The organism is Kocuria sp. LHG3120 (assembly GCF_049897445.1).
Taxonomy (GTDB): Bacteria; Actinomycetota; Actinomycetes; order Actinomycetales; family Micrococcaceae; genus Kocuria; species Kocuria rosea.
In genome coordinates, this window is the sequence record NZ_JAFCWG010000003.1 from 89,444 (window position 1) to 104,011 (window position 14,568).

The following is a 14,568-nucleotide window of genomic DNA, read 5'->3' on the forward strand; positions in this document are numbered from 1 at the left end:
TGGTCGTGGGGTCCGGGGGCGTGCGGCCGGCGGGACGGCCGGCGCCGGGACGGTGCGCTCACCAGGCGTGGGCGACGAGCTCGTAGGACCGGGCGCGCACCTCGGGGTCGTGGGCGTAGCTGTTGAGCATCAGCTCGTCGGCCCGGGTGAGCTCGACGATCTGCTCGAGATCGGCGACCACCCGCTCGGGCGTGCCGACCGCCGATACGGCGAGGTGCTCCTGCACCATGCCCACCTCCGCCGCGGTGAGCTCCACGCGCTCGACGGGCGGCTGGAGCGGCCGGCGGTCGTTGCGGGCGATCCCGCGCACCAGCAGCTGGTGGGTGCTGAACTGGCGCCGCGCCTCCTCGTCGGTGTCGGCGGCGAGGATGTTCGCCGCGACCATCACGTGCGGGCGCTCGACCGTGGCGGTCGGGGCCTGCGCGTCGAAGCGCTGCCGGTACAGGGCGATGGCGTCCATGATCCTGGCCGGGGCGAAGTGGGAGGCGAACGCGTAGGGCAGGCCGAGCCGGGCGGCGACCTCAGCGCCGCCCGTCGACGAGCCGAGGATCCACAGGGGAACGTCAGTGTCCCGGGCCACGGGCGCCCGGACGACCTCCTGCTCCTGCCCGCCGAACAGCCGCACCAGACGGCGCACGTCGGCCTCGAAGGTGTCGTGGCCGGCGTGGCCCCGCCGCAGCTCCAGGGCGGTGCGCATGTCGGTGCCGGGCGCCCGGCCCAGGCCCAGCTCCACGCGGCCGGGGTAGAGGTTGGCGAGCGTGCCGAAGGCCTCGGCCACGGTCAGCGGCACGTGGTTGGGCAGCATGATCCCGCCGGAGCCCACGCTGAGGCGCTCCGTGGCGGCGAGCGCCTGCCCGACGAGCACCGCCGTGGCGGAGGACGCGAACGCCTCCGTGTTGTGGTGCTCGGCGTACCACAGGCGCCGGTAGCCGGAGGCGTCGAGCCGGCGGGCGAGGTCCAGCGCCTCGCGGAGGGCGTCCGCGGTGGAGCGGCCCTCCGAGAGGGGCACGAGGTCGAGGGCGGACAGCGGGACGCGGGGCGTGGCGGGCAAGGGCGGGGCTTCTTCCGTCGGGGATGGCACGAAGGGGTTCGGTGGCGGCAACACCCCCGGCCGGGGTGCTTATTCCGGGCGTCCTCCCGGGCGTTGTCCTGCTCACACCCCCGCCCCGGACGGCGCCCGGTGGGGCACCATGGGAGCATGACGTCCTTCCCCGCCCCCACGCCGTCGCCGCCCACGTCCTCCCCCGAGCTGCCGGCGCCCGCCCCCGGGTGGGCCCCGGCGTGCGTGGTCTTCGACTGCGACGGCATCCTCATGGACACGGAGGCGAACTGGGCCCGGGTCCAGCGCGCCGTCTCGGAGCGCTACGGGCTCGAGTTCACCGAGGCGATGGAGCGCCGGATGATGGGCTGGTCCGCGGCGGACGTCGCCACGGCGATCGCCGAGGCCGCCCGGGCCGACCGCGCCGCGGTCCACGCAGACGTGCTGCGCACCGAGGAGGAGACGCTGACCGGGCACATCGTGCCCCTGCCGGGCGCGCTCGAGACGGTGCGCGCGTTCGCCGAGCGGCTGCCCGTGGCCGTGGCCAGCAACTCCACGAGCACGATCCTCGGCGTGAAGCTGGAGGAGGCCGGCTTCGCCCCCCACCTCAGCACCTGGGTTTCCTCCGAGGACGTGCCGCGCGGCAAGCCGGCCCCGGACATCTACACCGAGGCGGTGCGGCGGCTGGGCTTCGCCCCGGGTGAGGCCCTGGCCGTGGAGGACTCCGTGGTGGGCGCGACCTCGGCCGTGGCGGCGGGACTGGTGGTCGTGGCCGTGCCGTCCGTCCCGGACGGGGACCCCGTGCCCGCCCACCACCGGGCCGCGACGCTGACGGACCCCGTGTTCCGGGAGCTCATGACCCGCTGGCTGGGCTGAGCCGGGCGCCCGGAGCGCTCAGCGGTTCCAGAGACCGTAGGTCTGCGCCAGCTCGGAGACCTTGCGGGCCCGGGCCAGGCGGGGCAGATAGCTGCCGTCGCCCACCACGTGCCCGGAGTCGTGCTGCGTGATGAGCTCGCGGGCCCAGGTGATCTCCTGCTCGCTCGGAGCGAGGTGGCGGTTGATCCCGTCGGTCTGCTGCGGGTCCAGGCACAGCTTGCCCGTCATGCCCATGGACTGCGTCACGGCGCACGCCTCGGCGAGGCCCTCCTCGGAGGCGCCCAGGGTCGGCCCGTCGATGGGACCGGGCAGCTCCCCCACCCGGGAGGCCACCACGAGGCTCGAGCGCGCGAACGCGAGCGCCAGGGGGTCCGCGCTGACGCCGGTGTCCCGGCGGAAGTCGCCGACCCCGAAGGCGAGCCGGAACACGCCCGGGGCGCGGGCGATGTCGTTGGCGTTCATGATCCCCACCGCCGACTCGATGAGCGCCACCACGGGGGTGCCGGCCGGGGCCATCATGGCCGTCTTGGTGATGTGGTCGGGGTGCTCCGTCTTGGCCAGCATGATCCCGCGCAGGTGGCCGACCCGGCTGAGCGCGGCGAGGTCCTGCTCCCAGTACGGCGTGGTGATGTCGTTGATCCGCACCCACGCGCTCGCCCCGGCCTCGAAGGCCTCGACGACGTTCTGCCGGGCCTGGTCCTTGCCCTCGGCGGGAATGGCGTCCTCGATGTCGAAGACCACGGAGTCCGCCTCGGAGGCGAGGGCCGCGGGGAAGACGGACGGGTCGGCGGCCGAGGTGAGCAGCCAGGAGCGGGACAGGCGGGCGGGCAGCGCGGCGGCGCGCTGGTTGCGGTAGGGGGCCACGTGAGGGTCCTTTCCGGGATGAGGTCAGCGGGGACGGGAGACCCCTGGGCACCCGTCCCCGTGAACGGGCCCGGGCCGTAGGAGCTGTCCAGTCTAGGCCGCGCGCCGATCCGGCGGAACGCTCAGACGGTCAGGGGCGTGTGACGTCCGTCAACCCGCTCCTCCGGCCGGACGGGGCCCGGCGCGGTCCCCGCCCCGAAGGGCGAGCCGCCGAGGGCCTCCCGGCCGTGCGCGGACACCCAGTTGGCCAGGTCCGGGCCCACGGGCACGATCTGGTTCGGGTTGATGTCCTCGTGGACCACGAAGTAGTGCTGCTTGATCTGCTCGAAGTCCACGGTGTCGCCGAAGCCCGGCGTCTGGAAGAGGTCCCGGGCGTAGCCCCACAGGTGGGGCATCTCGGTGAGCTTGTTGCGCGAGCACTTGAAGTGCGAGTGGTAGACCGGGTCGAAGCGCACCAGGGTGGTGAACAGCCGCACGTCCGCCTCGGTGATGTGCTCCCCCATGAGGTAGCGGCGGGTCGAGAGGCGGTCCTCGAGCCAGTCCATGGCGACCCACAGCCGCTCGTAGGCCTTCTCGTGGGCGCGCTGGGAGCCGGCGAAGCCGCACCGGTAGACCCCGTTGTTGACCTCGGTGTAGACCCGCTGCATGACCTCGCGCATCTCGTCCTCGAGATCGGCCGGCCAGAGGTCGGGGGCGCCCTCGCGGTGGAAGGCGCCCCACTCCTTGGCGAGGTCCTCCGTGATCTGCGGGAAGTCGTTGGTCACCACCTGGCCGCTCGCGATCTCCACGACCGCCGGCACGGTGATGCCCCGCGGGTAGTCGGGGTAGCGGGCGAAGTACGCCTCCTGGAGCCGCTCGATGCCCAGCACCGGGTCCCTGCCGTCCGCGTCGAGGTCGAAGGTCCACGACCGGACGTCGTGGACGGGACCGGGCAGCCCCACGGAGAGGGCGTCCTCGAGCCCCAGGAGCCGTCGCACGATGAGGGTGCGGTTGGCCCAGGGGCAGGCCCGCGCGGCGACGAGCCGGTAGCGGCCGGCTTCGACGGGCCAGGCCCGCGCCCCCTCGGGCACGTCGGCGCGCGCCGGGTCGCGGACGATCCGGTCCTCGATGTAGGCGGTGTCCCGGGTGAACTCCTCGCCGGGATGCACGTAGGCGCCGGCGGTGCTGTGCTCGGACCGCTGGGTGCTGCGCTGTGACATGGTGGCTCCTCGCGGTGCGGCGGGACGGGGCGCCACCGGCCGGGACGACGGTCGGCGACGGGACGGCCGCACCTCCCGCCCCTCAGTTTTGATGATATGTCAATCACAGGGAGGGCGCCAGCGGGAGCTCCCGTCGGAGGCGAGGTCTACAGTGGAGGCGTCCGGCACCCTCCCACCACGGAAACAGCCCGCCCATGAGCACCCACGGCAACGAGCCCGAGTACGGCCAGCGCCTTCCCCCGCAGCACGTCCCGCCCCGGGCGGCCCGCGGGCCTGCGGCCTCGCCCCGGGCCGCCCGGCGGATGGCGCGCGGGCTCTCCTTCACCCTCGTCCTGCTGGGCCTCCTGCTCGGCGGCGGACTCGCCGCCCTGGGCCACGCGTGGGGGTGGGCGGTCGGAGCGCTGCTCGGGCTGCCCGGGCTCGCGGGCTTCGTCGTCGTCCAGGCCCAGCTGCACCCGGCCCTCCGGGACGCCTCGGTGCCCCCGCTGCGGAGCCGCTCGAAGCTGTGGCTCGTCCCCGCCGCCCTGCTGCTGCTGGGCCTCCTGCCCCTCGCCGGGGTGTTCGCGGTCCAGCCGCTGCTGGCGGGCACCACGGGTGCGCACCTGGCCGACGAGTACGTCAGCGTCCTGGTCGTCTCGGGGATGACGCTGGTCGTCGCGGCCGGCCTGGGCTTCGGACTCGTCGCCATGTCCTCGTTCACCCCGGTCGACGACGACGACTCCCCGCTGCGCCCCACCGGCTACGCCGAGCGGCTCCGGCGGCCCGCGCGCGGACCCGGCGACCTCTACGACTCGGAGTGGATCCACCGCCGCCCGGCACGGTACGGCCGCGACGCCGGTGACCGCCCGGACCCACCGGAGGACCCGGTCGGCGGTTGACATTTGTTGACACGTCAATTTATAGTGGGGGTTTTCCCGTGCCACGAGAGGACCGCCGCATGAGCCACCCGGAGACCGACGAGGTCAACTGGCTGTCCGACGAGGAGCAGCGCGTCTGGCGCGGCTTCCTGGCCCTGAGCCGCGGCATGCAGACCGCGGTGGACCGCCAGCTGTCCCGGGACAGCGCGCTGTCCGGCTCGGAGTACGAGGTCCTCGTCCAGCTGTCCGAGAGCAGCACCGGCGTGATCCGCTCCCGCGACCTGCTCCACGAGCTCGGCTGGGAGCGCAGCCGCCTCTCCCACCTGCTCTCCCGCATGGCCCGGCGCGGGCTGCTCGAACGCCTGCCGTGCGACAGCGACGCCCGCGGCCTCGACGTGCGGATCACCCCGGAGGGGCGGCGTGCCATCGAGGCCTCCGCCCCCGGTCACCTGGAGCTCGTGCGGGCGGCGCTGATCGACCACCTGACCCGGGAGGAGATGGACGCGCTGCTCTCCGTCTCCGGCAAGGTGCTCCCCCGGCTCGAGGAGCTGGGGCTGTGCTGACGCCGGGCGCCTGAGCCGCCCACCGGCCGAGGCCGTCCGCGGCCCGGAACCGCCCCGAGCAGGGGACAGGCCCTGCCGCATGGGGGGATCGGCAGGGCCTGTCAGGCATCCCGATCGGGGGAATGGGACACCAGTCGCCGGCAGGAACCATCCGGAGGCAGATGGGGGGATCACCTCCGGGCCATCGCCGACGACAGATTTACCTTAGACCCAGTGATCTGCATGAGCAAGCCGCCTGTGCGTTTTGTGTCCTCGACGGCCGCGGCGGCCCGGGAGGCGACTTCGGGCGCGCTCGGCGCCGTGGCCGGACGGCCCGGCCGGGACACGGGAGCACCCCCGCGGGCCGAGGCCTGCGGGGGTGCTCCTGTGCGCCGCGGGCGGTGCGCCCGCGGCCGGCGTCCTACTTGGTCTGGCCCTCCTTGGCGAGGACGTAGTCGTAGACGACCTCTTCGCCCGCGCCGCCGTCGGTGCGCGGCTTCGGGTCCAGCATCAGCTCGGGCTTGACCGCCGAGGCGATGTCGTCCGCGTTGTGCGGGTCGCCGGGGAAGTACAGCTGCTGGGTGACCAGCTGGTGGCCCGGGGCCGAGACCTTGATGTGGATGTGCGCCGGGCGCCAGGCGTGCCAGCCGGCCGCACCGATGAGCTGCCCGCAGGCCCCGTCAGTGGGGATCTGGTACGGGGCCGGGCGCTTGGTGTTGATCTCGAAGTACCCGTTCTCGTCGGCCTTCACCGTGCCGCGGAAGAGCCACTCGGGCAGCTCCGGGGCGTACTGGGAGTAGAAGCCGTTGGCGTCGGCGTGCCAGATCTCCACCTGGGCGCCCTGCAGCGGGTTGCCGTCGGTGTCGGTGAACCGGCCCTTGAACAGCAGCGGGGTGCCGGGCTCGTCCTCGCGCATCTGAAGGGTCGCGGGAGTGGGCAGCACCGGGGAGTCCGGCACGTAGTAGGGGCCCTCGATGGTGCCGACGGCGCCGGGGCGCTCCTGGGAGTTGACGTCCTCGATGGTGTGCTCCAGCCACACGTCCAGGAACAGCGGCCACTCCCCGTCGGTGCCGACCTTGATCAGCCACGCCTTCAGCGCGTTGTACTCCTCGTAGGTGACCTGGTGCTCGACCGCGATGTCGTTGATCGCCTTGATCGCCGCACCGGCCAGCAGGGACACCCGCTCCTTCGGCACGTCCAGCTTCGCCAGCTTGCCCGAGGCGGTGAACCGCTCGGTCGCCTTGGACCCGGCCTCGACCGCGGTGCCCTCGTTCTCCTTGCGCGTTGCCGCGTGGGTCTCCGTCATGGTGTGCTCCACATTCCTCGTTGAACAGTGATCAGGGACGCCCCTCGTGCCCGCCGCTCCCGGCGCGGCTCACGGCCGCCGGCTCGGGCCCTCCGGCTGTGACACCAGACACGTCGACGTCTCCATCAGCCTAGGGGCGCGATCAGGACGCGACAAATATCAATTGGGCGTCTTTTCTGCACCCAATACGGCATAAACACCCCCTGGGCTACTCCTAGGGGTTTGCCTGATGTGAGCGCAGTCACGGTCCACCAGACTGGCTCCGTACCGTCCGGCAGGAGCCGGTCGCAGACTTCGGCCCGCACGTCCCGAGCAGACGTCCCGCCCAGACATCCCGAGCAGGCGGCCCGACCAGGCAGCCCGACCAGAAGGAGCACGTCATGACCGAGAACCTGACCCACGTCCGCGAGGTCCTCTCCGACGCCGTGGTGGACGACCGCGAGAACGGGCTCATCCGGGCCAAGCGGGAGATCTTCACCGACCAGGAGATCTTCGAGCTGGAGATGAAGTACATCTTCGAGGGCAACTGGGTGTACCTGGCCCACGAGTCGCAGATCCCCAACGTGGGCGACTACTTCACCACCTACATCGGCCGCACCCCGGTGGTCATCACCCGTGACAAGGAGGAGAAGCTGAACTGCATCGTCAACGCGTGCTCCCACCGCGGTGCGATGCTCTGCCGGCGCAAGACGGACAACCGCACCACCTTCACCTGCCCCTTCCACGGGTGGACGTTCAAGAACTCCGGCGAGCTGCTCAAGGTCAAGGACGGCCGCAACGGCGGCTACCCGGAGAACTTCAACAAGGAGGGCTCGCACGACCTGACGAAGGTCGCCCGCTTCGAGTCCTACCGCGGCTTCCTGTTCGGCTCCCTCAACCCGGACGTGCTGCCCCTCGAGGAGCACCTGGGCGACGCCACCACGGTGATCGACTCGATTGTGGACCAGTCCCCCGAGGGCCTCGAGGTGCTGCGCGGCGCCTCGACCTACACCTACGACGGCAACTGGAAGGTCCAGGCGGAGAACGGCGCCGACGGCTACCACGTGACCTCGGTGCACTGGAACTACGCCGCGACCACCGCCCGCCGCACCGCCGGCGACTCCGCCAACAAGACCAAGGCCATGGACGCCGGCAAGTGGGGCAAGGTCAAGGGCGGGTTCTACTCCTACGAGCACGGCCACCTGCTGCTGTGGCAGGAGTGGACGAACCCGCAGGACCGCCCGCTGTGGGACCGCCGCGAGGAGCTCGTCGACAAGTACGGCGAGGAGATGGCGAACTTCATGATCAACATCTCGCGCAACCTGTGCCTGTACCCGAACGTGTACATCATGGACCAGTTCTCCTCGCAGATCCGCCACTTCCGGCCGATCTCCGCGGACCAGACCGAGGTCACCATCTACTGCATCGCTCCCAAGGGCGAGTCCCAGGAGAACCGCTCCAAGCGCATCCGCCAGTACGAGGACTTCTTCAACGCGACGGGCATGGCGACCCCGGACGACCTCGAGGAGTTCCGCTCCTGCAACAAGACCTACTGGGCCACCTCCGCCCCGTGGAACGACATGTCCCGCGGCGCCGCGCACGAGATCCAGGGCCCGGACGAGCAGGCCCAGGCCCTCGGCATGACCAGGGTCATCGCCTCCGGTGTGCGCACCGAGGACGAGGGCCTGTACCCCGTCCAGCACGGCTTCTGGAAGGACGTCATGGACAAGGGCCTGGCCGCGGAGGAGCGCGCCGCCGCGCAGTCCGCCCCCGTGACCGCCTGACCCGGACTCCCCCGAACCACAGAAAGAGCGCAGAACACCATGACCAACCTGCTGAACCCCCTGGCGGCGCTGAAGACCGCCGAGGAGATCGCGACCCTCGAGACCGTGCGCGCGTTCCTCTACAAGGAGGCACGCCTGCTGGACGACCGGCAGTTCGACGAGTGGCTCGAGTGCTACCACCCGGACTCCGAGTTCTGGATGCCGTCCTGGGACGACGACGACCGGCTGACGGAGGACCCCCAGAACGAGATCTCCCTGATCTACTACGACAACCGCGGCGGCATCGAGGACCGCGTGTTCCGCATCAAGACGGACCGCTCCTCCGCCACGTCCCTGCCGGACCCCCGCACCGGGCACAACATCACCGACGTGGAGGTCCTCGAGCACGACGGCGACCGGGTGCAGGTCCGCTTCAACTGGTTCACGCTGTACTTCCGCTACAACACGACGGACACGTACTTCGGCACCAGCTTCTACACGATCGACCTCTCGGGCGACGAGCCGCTGATCCTGAAGAAGAAGGTCGTCCTGAAGAACGACTACATCCACCACGTCGTGGACGTCTACATGATCTGACGCCGGCCGTGGCCGGTCCCGCACCGGGGCCGGCCACGACGGACCGTCGGCACCCCGTGCTCACCGAGCACCCCCGCACTTCCCACGGGCCGCGACGACGCGGCCCCCCACCCAGGAGGAAATCATGGGCCACCAGGTAGCCCTCAGCTTCGAGGACGGCGTCACGAAGGTCGTCAAGGTCGGCGACTACGAGACCGTCCTCGACGCCGCCTACAAGGCGCGCATCAACATCCCCGCGGACTGCCGGGACGGCGCCTGCGGCACCTGCAAGGCCTTCTGCGACTCCGGCTCCTTCGACCCCGGGGACTTCATCGACGACGCCATGACCGAGGAGGAGCTCGAGAAGGGCTACCTGCTGACCTGCCAGGCCGTCCCCGAGTCCGACATGGCCATCCAGATCCCGGCGACCGCCGAGTCCGCGAAGACCTCCGCGGCCACCTACACCTCCACGCTCCAGGAGCTGGACAAGCACTCCGAGACGACGATCTCCTTCACCCTCGACGTCGAGAAACGGGACGACCTGGCGTTCCTGCCCGGCCAGTACGTCAACATCAAGGTGCCCGGCACCGACGCCGAGCGCTCCTACTCCTTCAGCAGCGGCCCCGAGGTGGAGGGCGCGGCCTTCATGGTCCGCATCACCCCGCAGGGCGCGATGTCCGAGTACCTGCGCGACCGCGCCCGGGTCGGCGACACCGTCGAGTTCAGCGGCCCCTACGGCTCGTTCTTCCTGCGCGAGCCCAAGCGCCCTCTGCTGCTGCTCGCCGGGGGCACCGGCCTGGCCCCGCTCCTGTCGATCCTGGAGAAGCTCGCCGAGAACCCGCCCAGCACCCCCGTGCACCTGATCTACGGCGTGACCCGCGAGGCCGACATCGTGGGCCTGGACCGGCTCCGCGCCTACGAGGCGAAGCTGCCGGACTTCACCTGGGACCACATCGCCTCGGAGGAGGGCACCTCCGCCCCCCACACCGGCTACGTCACCCAGATCATCGAGCCGGCCCACCTCAACGACGGCGACGTCGACATCTACCTGTGCGGCCCGCCCCCCATGGTCAACGCCGTCTCCGCGTGGCTGGACCGCGAGGGGATCGAGCCCGCCAACTTCTACTTCGAGCGCTTCGCGCCGAAGGAGACCACCGGCGGCGACGCCGAGACCGGCGCGCCGCCCTCCCCCGAGACGATCGCCGCCGAGGGGGACACCATGACCCGCTCCGAGGCGCTCTCCTCGCTGGAGACCGGCCGGCTGGAGTTCCGCAAGGAGGACAGCTTCGCCCACCTCGACGCCCGCATGGGCCTCGAGCTCGCCGTCACCGAGCTCGTGATGGGCCGGCTGACCGAGGAGCAGCTGGAGCAGTTCCGGCGCCTCGCCGAGGCCACCACGCGCTCCGTGGGCGCGGGCACCGTGCAGGACCCCGAGGAGTACGTGCGGACCAACGAGGAGTACCACGAGTACCTCTTCATGGTCTGCGACAACCCCACGCTGCTGGAGTCCTACCGCCGGCTCGACGTGCGCGAGCAGATGGCCGCGACCTTCGAGCGGGGCACGGAGATCTTCGCCCGGGTCGCCCAGGACCACCTGGACGTCGTCGAGGCCTTCGAGCGCAACGACAAGGAGCGCGCCCGCGAGGTCATCATGGCCCACGCCCGCGACGCCAAGCAGACCATGTCCACGGCGATCGACGCCAAGGAGGCCGGCCGCTGATGGGCGCACCGTACGCGGGACAGTTCCTCACTCCGGGCCGCTTCGCCGGCAGGGTGGCGGTCGTGACCGGCGCCGCGCAGGGCATCGGGCAGAAGGTGGCCGAGCGGATCGGCGCCGAGGGCGGCGCCGTCGTCCTCGTGGACCGCGCCGAGCTGGTGCACGACGTGGCGCAGGGCATCGTCCGCGCCGCCGAGGCCTCGGGCTCGGGCGGTGCCGCCACGTCCGTGACCGCCGACCTCGAGACCTGGGCCGGGGCCCAGCAGGCCGTCGAGGCCGCGCTCGCGGCCCACGGCCGGGTGGACGTGCTCGTCAACAACGTGGGCGGCACCATCTGGGCCCGCCCCTACGAGGAGTACGACGAGGAGAAGATCGAGAAGGAGATCCGCCGCTCGCTCTTCCCGACCCTGTGGTCCTGCCGCGCGGTGCTCCCGGCCATGCTCGAGCAGGGCTCGGGCACGATCGTCAACGTCTCCTCGGTGGCCACCCGCGGCATGCACCGGGTGCCCTACGCCGCGGCGAAGGGCGGGGTGAACGCGCTGACCCAGTCCCTGGCCATGGAGGTCGCCGGCCGCGGGATCCGCGTGGTCGCCACCGCCCCCGGCGGCACGGAGGCCCCGCCCCGCAGGGTCAAGCGCGGGCCCGAGGCCGAGAGCGCCCAGGAGCGGGCCTGGTACCAGGTGATCGTCGACCAGACCGTGGACTCCTCGTTCGTGAAGCGCTACGGCACGCTCGACGAGCAGGCCGCGCCCATCGTGTTCCTCGCCTCCGACGAGGCCTCCTACGTCACCGGCAGCGTCCTGCCGGTCGCCGGCGGGGACCTCGGCTGAGCCGCCTCCGGGCGGACGCCCGCCGCCGTGGCCGCGCCCCCTCCACGGGTAGACTCGCGGCCATGACGGCGGGCCTGCACCACGGAGAACCCGGCGAGGAGCTCCCGCTGGTCGGGCGGGCCGCCGCGCTCGAGGAGCTCCTCGAGGTCCTGCGGACCGTGCGCAAGGGCCACGTCCACACCGTGGTGCTCGAGGGCCCGCTGGGCTCGGGCAAGACGGCCCTGCTCGAGCTGTTCCTCGACCACTGCCGCTCCGCCGTGCGCGGCGTCCGCGTGCTCAGCGCCACCGGCGACGAGTGGGAGTCCCAGCTCGCCCTGGCCGGGTACAGCCAGCTCATGCTGGCCACGCCCCTGCGCTCCTCCCGGGGCTTCGACGGCGAGCCCGCGCCGCCCTCGGCCCCGGTCGCGGAGCTGAGCCCCGCGCAGGCCGTGAACTACGCCGCCACCCTGAGCACCCACCTCGAGAGCCTGCAGACCCGCGGCAGCGTGGTGGTCACCGTCGACGACGCCCACCGGCTGGACGAGCAGACCCTGCGGATCCTGGTGTTCGTGATGCGCCGACTGCACGGCAAGCGGGTCATGTTCGTGCTGACCCTCGACCCGGCGCAGGCGTGGCACGTCCCGGCCGGGGTGCTCGACTTCCTCACCGGCCACCAGGTCCAGCGCCTCCCCCTCGAGCCCCTCGGGGCGGAGGAGGTCCGGGCCGCGGCCCGGCAGTTCTTCGGCCTCGACCTCGGCGCGACCGCCGCGCACCGGCTCGTCCGGCACACCGGCGGGCTCCCCCAGCAGGTGCTCGAGCTGCTGCGCGAGCTCCCCGAGGACACCTGGCACTCCTGGTTCGCGGACCTGCCGGCGAGCTCCCGGGTGCGCGCCCGCGTGCACAGCGTCCTCACCGGGGCCTCGCCCGGCCTGATCCGCACGGCCGAGGCCGTCTCCGTGCTGGGGCGCAGCGCGGGCCTGTCCGAGGTGGCCCACGTCAGCGGGGTGGACGCCCTGATGGACGCCCTCGACGAGGGCCACCGCGCCGGGCTGCTGGACCTCTCCGTGGACCAGGCCCGCTCGGTCGTGCAGTTCTTCGAGCCGGGCGCCGCGGAGGCCGTCTACGGGCTGATCGTGCCGAGCCGGCGGATCGCGCTGCACCGGCGGTCCGCGACCGTGGTGCACGAGGAGGGCGAGCGGCTCGGCCACCGCGTCTCGGCCACCCCGGGGCCCGACGAGCCGCTGGCCGTGGAGCTCGAGGCCTTCGCCGCGCGGCAGGCGATGGTGGGCGCCTGGCAGGACGTCGCCACGGCGCTGTTCTCGGCGTCCCGGCTCTCCGCGGACACGCGCGCCCGCAACGACCGTCTGCTCCGGGCCGTGGACGCCCTGGTCGGCTCGGGCAACATCGCCCAGGCCGGCATGTGGGCGGCCGCCGTGGACGCCATGCCCTCCTCCCCGCTGCGCTCGTCGGTGCTCGGCTACCTGTCCACGGTGTCCGGGCAGAACCGCAGCGCGCAGACCCAGCTCGAGATGGCATGGCGCACGAGCAACCGGCAGCGGGACCCCGCGGCCGCCGCGCAGATCGCCCAGCGCTTCGTGCTGCACGGCGTGGCCTCCTGGGACGGGCCCGTCATCACCCGGTGGGCGGAGACCGCGATGTCCCTCACCGCCCCCGGCACCCCCGCCCACATCGAGTCCGAGGCGATCTACGGCCTGGGCCTCTTCGCCCAGGGGCGGCTGCGGGAGGCCGAGGCCTCCTACGAGCGCGCCTTCGAGCACGCGGCGGAGAACGCCCAGAAGCAGCGCGTCCAGATGGGCGCCGGGTGGCTCGCGCTGCGCGCCGACGACGTCGAGACGGCGCTCGTCAACTTCCAGGCGGCCGCCCCCACCGAGTACCGGGGCGGGTCCCTGCGGATCTCCCTGTGGGCGGAGGCCTGGCTGGCCCGCACCCAGCTGGTGCTGGGCGACTGGGACGCCGCGGCGGCCACCGTCTCCCGCGCCTCGGTGCGCCTCGAGACCTCGCAGATGCCGCTCATCCGCCCGCTCCTGTACTGGACCGCCGCGGAGCTGTGGTCGATGCGCGGGGACTGGGACCGGGCCCGCCACTACGTCTCCCAGGCCGCCGTGCAGCCGGGCACCTACCGGGCCATGCAGGTCCCGGCCAGTCTCGCGCGGGCCCGCTTCCACGAGGCCCGCGCCGACTACGAGAGCGCGCTGGGGGTGCTGCAGCCGCTGACGGACCTCGACCCGTGGACCGACGAGCGGGTCTCCTTCTGGCCGTGGCAGGACACCTACGTCAACGCCCTCGTGATGACCGACCGGCTCGAGGACGCGGACGCGTTCCTCACCGTGTTCGAGCGCGTGCGCCGCGAGCGGCGGATCCCCTCCGACGACGCCCGCATCTCCTGGGCCCGGGGCCGGATCCTCGCCGCGCAGGGGGACCCGGACACGGCGCGGGAGCACTTCGAGGCGGCCCTGGGCCACCTGCGCGGGCTCAACCGCCCGTACCTGCGCGCCCGGATCAGCTTCGCCTTCGGGCAGAGCATGCGCCGTGCGGGCAAGCGGCGCCTGGCGTCCACCGTGCTGCGGACCGCGCGGGACCTCTACGACTCGCTGGGCGCCGCCACGTACGTGGAGCGCTGCGACCGCGAGCTGAAGGCGACCGGTCTCGACGTCGGGAACCTTCCGGACCCCTCCGACCCGGTGCTCGCGGCCGTGGGCCGCACCGCCGTGCAGCTCACCGCCCAGGAGCAGGCGGTGGCGGAGCTGGTCTCGGGCGGGGCCACCAACAAGGAGACCGCGCGGGCCCTGTTCCTCGCGGAGAAGACCGTCCAGTACCACCTGACGCGCATCTACGGGAAGCTGGGGATCCGCTCCCGCAGCGAGCTCGCCGCCCGCTACCGCACCCCCGACTGACCGTCCCGGGACGACCGCGAGGTGGCGGACGACGGCGACGGCCGGTGGCCGGGTGGCCGGCGTCCGCCCCCGCGCGGGGCGGGGCGGGGGGACGTCACGTCGGGGGGGGGGGTGGCCCGGGGGCCC

General features: G+C 72.5%; 12 protein-coding genes. 8 read left to right on the forward strand and 4 right to left on the reverse strand.

The window, feature by feature from the left end:
* Positions 1–58: 58 nt before the first annotated feature.
* The gene (locus tag ACP7CD_RS07340) at positions 59–1,051 is read right to left on the reverse strand and encodes an LLM class flavin-dependent oxidoreductase (protein WP_426119722.1); all 993 of its coding nucleotides are present in this window, start codon (positions 1,049–1,051) and stop codon (positions 59–61) included.
* Between the two features lie 147 nt (positions 1,052–1,198).
* Between ACP7CD_RS07340 and ACP7CD_RS07345 the strand changes: the two genes are divergently transcribed.
* Positions 1,199–1,915, forward strand: a complete 717-nt coding sequence (locus ACP7CD_RS07345) for an HAD family hydrolase (protein ID WP_017832648.1) — start codon at positions 1,199–1,201, stop codon at positions 1,913–1,915.
* Between the two features lie 18 nt (positions 1,916–1,933).
* On the opposite strand, the gene ACP7CD_RS07350 is transcribed toward ACP7CD_RS07345, so the two are convergent.
* Positions 1,934–2,779: an HpcH/HpaI aldolase/citrate lyase family protein gene (locus ACP7CD_RS07350; protein ID WP_017832649.1), complete on the reverse strand. Its 846-nt coding sequence runs from the start codon at positions 2,777–2,779 to the stop codon at positions 1,934–1,936.
* Between the two features lie 122 nt (positions 2,780–2,901).
* Positions 2,902–3,978: a glutathione S-transferase family protein gene (locus tag ACP7CD_RS07355; RefSeq protein ID WP_017832650.1), complete on the reverse strand. Its 1,077-nt coding sequence runs from the start codon at positions 3,976–3,978 to the stop codon at positions 2,902–2,904.
* Positions 3,979–4,172: 194 nt separating this feature from the next.
* Between ACP7CD_RS07355 and ACP7CD_RS07360 the strand changes: the two genes are divergently transcribed.
* On the forward strand, positions 4,173–4,856 hold the full coding sequence (locus tag ACP7CD_RS07360) for a hypothetical protein (RefSeq protein ID WP_426119726.1): 684 nt from the start codon (positions 4,173–4,175) through the stop codon (positions 4,854–4,856).
* 59 nt (positions 4,857–4,915) lie between these two features.
* Positions 4,916–5,398: a MarR family winged helix-turn-helix transcriptional regulator gene (locus tag ACP7CD_RS07365; RefSeq protein ID WP_017832652.1), complete on the forward strand. Its 483-nt coding sequence runs from the start codon at positions 4,916–4,918 to the stop codon at positions 5,396–5,398.
* Between the two features lie 400 nt (positions 5,399–5,798).
* Here the strand turns inward: ACP7CD_RS07365 and catA are convergent, their stop codons facing one another.
* Complete coding sequence (gene catA, locus ACP7CD_RS07370) at positions 5,799–6,683, reverse strand: catechol 1,2-dioxygenase (protein WP_035928370.1); 885 nt, start codon at positions 6,681–6,683, stop codon at positions 5,799–5,801.
* 380 nt (positions 6,684–7,063) lie between these two features.
* Between catA and benA the strand changes: the two genes are divergently transcribed.
* From benA to ACP7CD_RS07395, 5 genes are all read left to right on the forward strand, one after another.
* A complete protein-coding gene (gene benA, locus ACP7CD_RS07375; protein WP_426119728.1) occupies positions 7,064–8,446 on the forward strand; it encodes a benzoate 1,2-dioxygenase large subunit in 1,383 nt (460 codons plus the stop codon).
* Positions 8,447–8,485: 39 nt separating this feature from the next.
* Positions 8,486–9,022 (forward strand): benzoate 1,2-dioxygenase small subunit, encoded by a 537-nt coding sequence (gene benB, locus ACP7CD_RS07380; protein WP_017832655.1) that lies wholly within the window; start codon positions 8,486–8,488, stop codon positions 9,020–9,022.
* A gap of 124 nt (positions 9,023–9,146) precedes the next feature.
* Positions 9,147–10,721, forward strand: coding sequence for a benzoate 1,2-dioxygenase electron transfer component BenC (gene benC / locus ACP7CD_RS07385; RefSeq protein ID WP_426119733.1), 1,575 nt, complete (start codon positions 9,147–9,149; stop codon positions 10,719–10,721).
* Positions 10,721–11,548 (forward strand): 1,6-dihydroxycyclohexa-2,4-diene-1-carboxylate dehydrogenase, encoded by an 828-nt coding sequence (locus ACP7CD_RS07390; protein ID WP_017832657.1) that lies wholly within the window; start codon positions 10,721–10,723, stop codon positions 11,546–11,548. The genes benC and ACP7CD_RS07390 overlap by 1 nt, the downstream gene beginning before the upstream one ends.
* A gap of 62 nt (positions 11,549–11,610) precedes the next feature.
* Positions 11,611–14,442, forward strand: a complete 2,832-nt coding sequence (locus ACP7CD_RS07395; RefSeq protein WP_426119735.1) for an AAA family ATPase — start codon at positions 11,611–11,613, stop codon at positions 14,440–14,442.
* The last annotated feature ends 126 nt before the right edge of the window (positions 14,443–14,568 follow it).

Bases quoted from the DNA above. Each gene is read 5' to 3' on its own strand.
- ACP7CD_RS07390 (WP_017832657.1), top strand. From the start codon at position 10,721: ATGGGCGCACCGTACGCGGGACAGTTCCTCACTCCGGGCCGCTTCGCC.
- ACP7CD_RS07365 (WP_017832652.1), top strand. From the start codon at position 4,916: ATGAGCCACCCGGAGACCGACGAGGTCAACTGGCTGTCCGACGAGGAG.
- ACP7CD_RS07395 (WP_426119735.1), top strand. From the start codon at position 11,611: ATGACGGCGGGCCTGCACCACGGAGAACCCGGCGAGGAGCTCCCGCTG.
- benC (WP_426119733.1), top strand. From the start codon at position 9,147: ATGGGCCACCAGGTAGCCCTCAGCTTCGAGGACGGCGTCACGAAGGTC.
- ACP7CD_RS07360 (WP_426119726.1), top strand. From the start codon at position 4,173: ATGAGCACCCACGGCAACGAGCCCGAGTACGGCCAGCGCCTTCCCCCG.
- benB (WP_017832655.1), top strand. From the start codon at position 8,486: ATGACCAACCTGCTGAACCCCCTGGCGGCGCTGAAGACCGCCGAGGAG.
- catA (WP_035928370.1), bottom strand. From the start codon at position 6,683: ATGACGGAGACCCACGCGGCAACGCGCAAGGAGAACGAGGGCACCGCG.
- ACP7CD_RS07345 (WP_017832648.1), top strand. From the start codon at position 1,199: ATGACGTCCTTCCCCGCCCCCACGCCGTCGCCGCCCACGTCCTCCCCC.
- benA (WP_426119728.1), top strand. From the start codon at position 7,064: ATGACCGAGAACCTGACCCACGTCCGCGAGGTCCTCTCCGACGCCGTG.
- ACP7CD_RS07355 (WP_017832650.1), bottom strand. From the start codon at position 3,978: ATGTCACAGCGCAGCACCCAGCGGTCCGAGCACAGCACCGCCGGCGCC.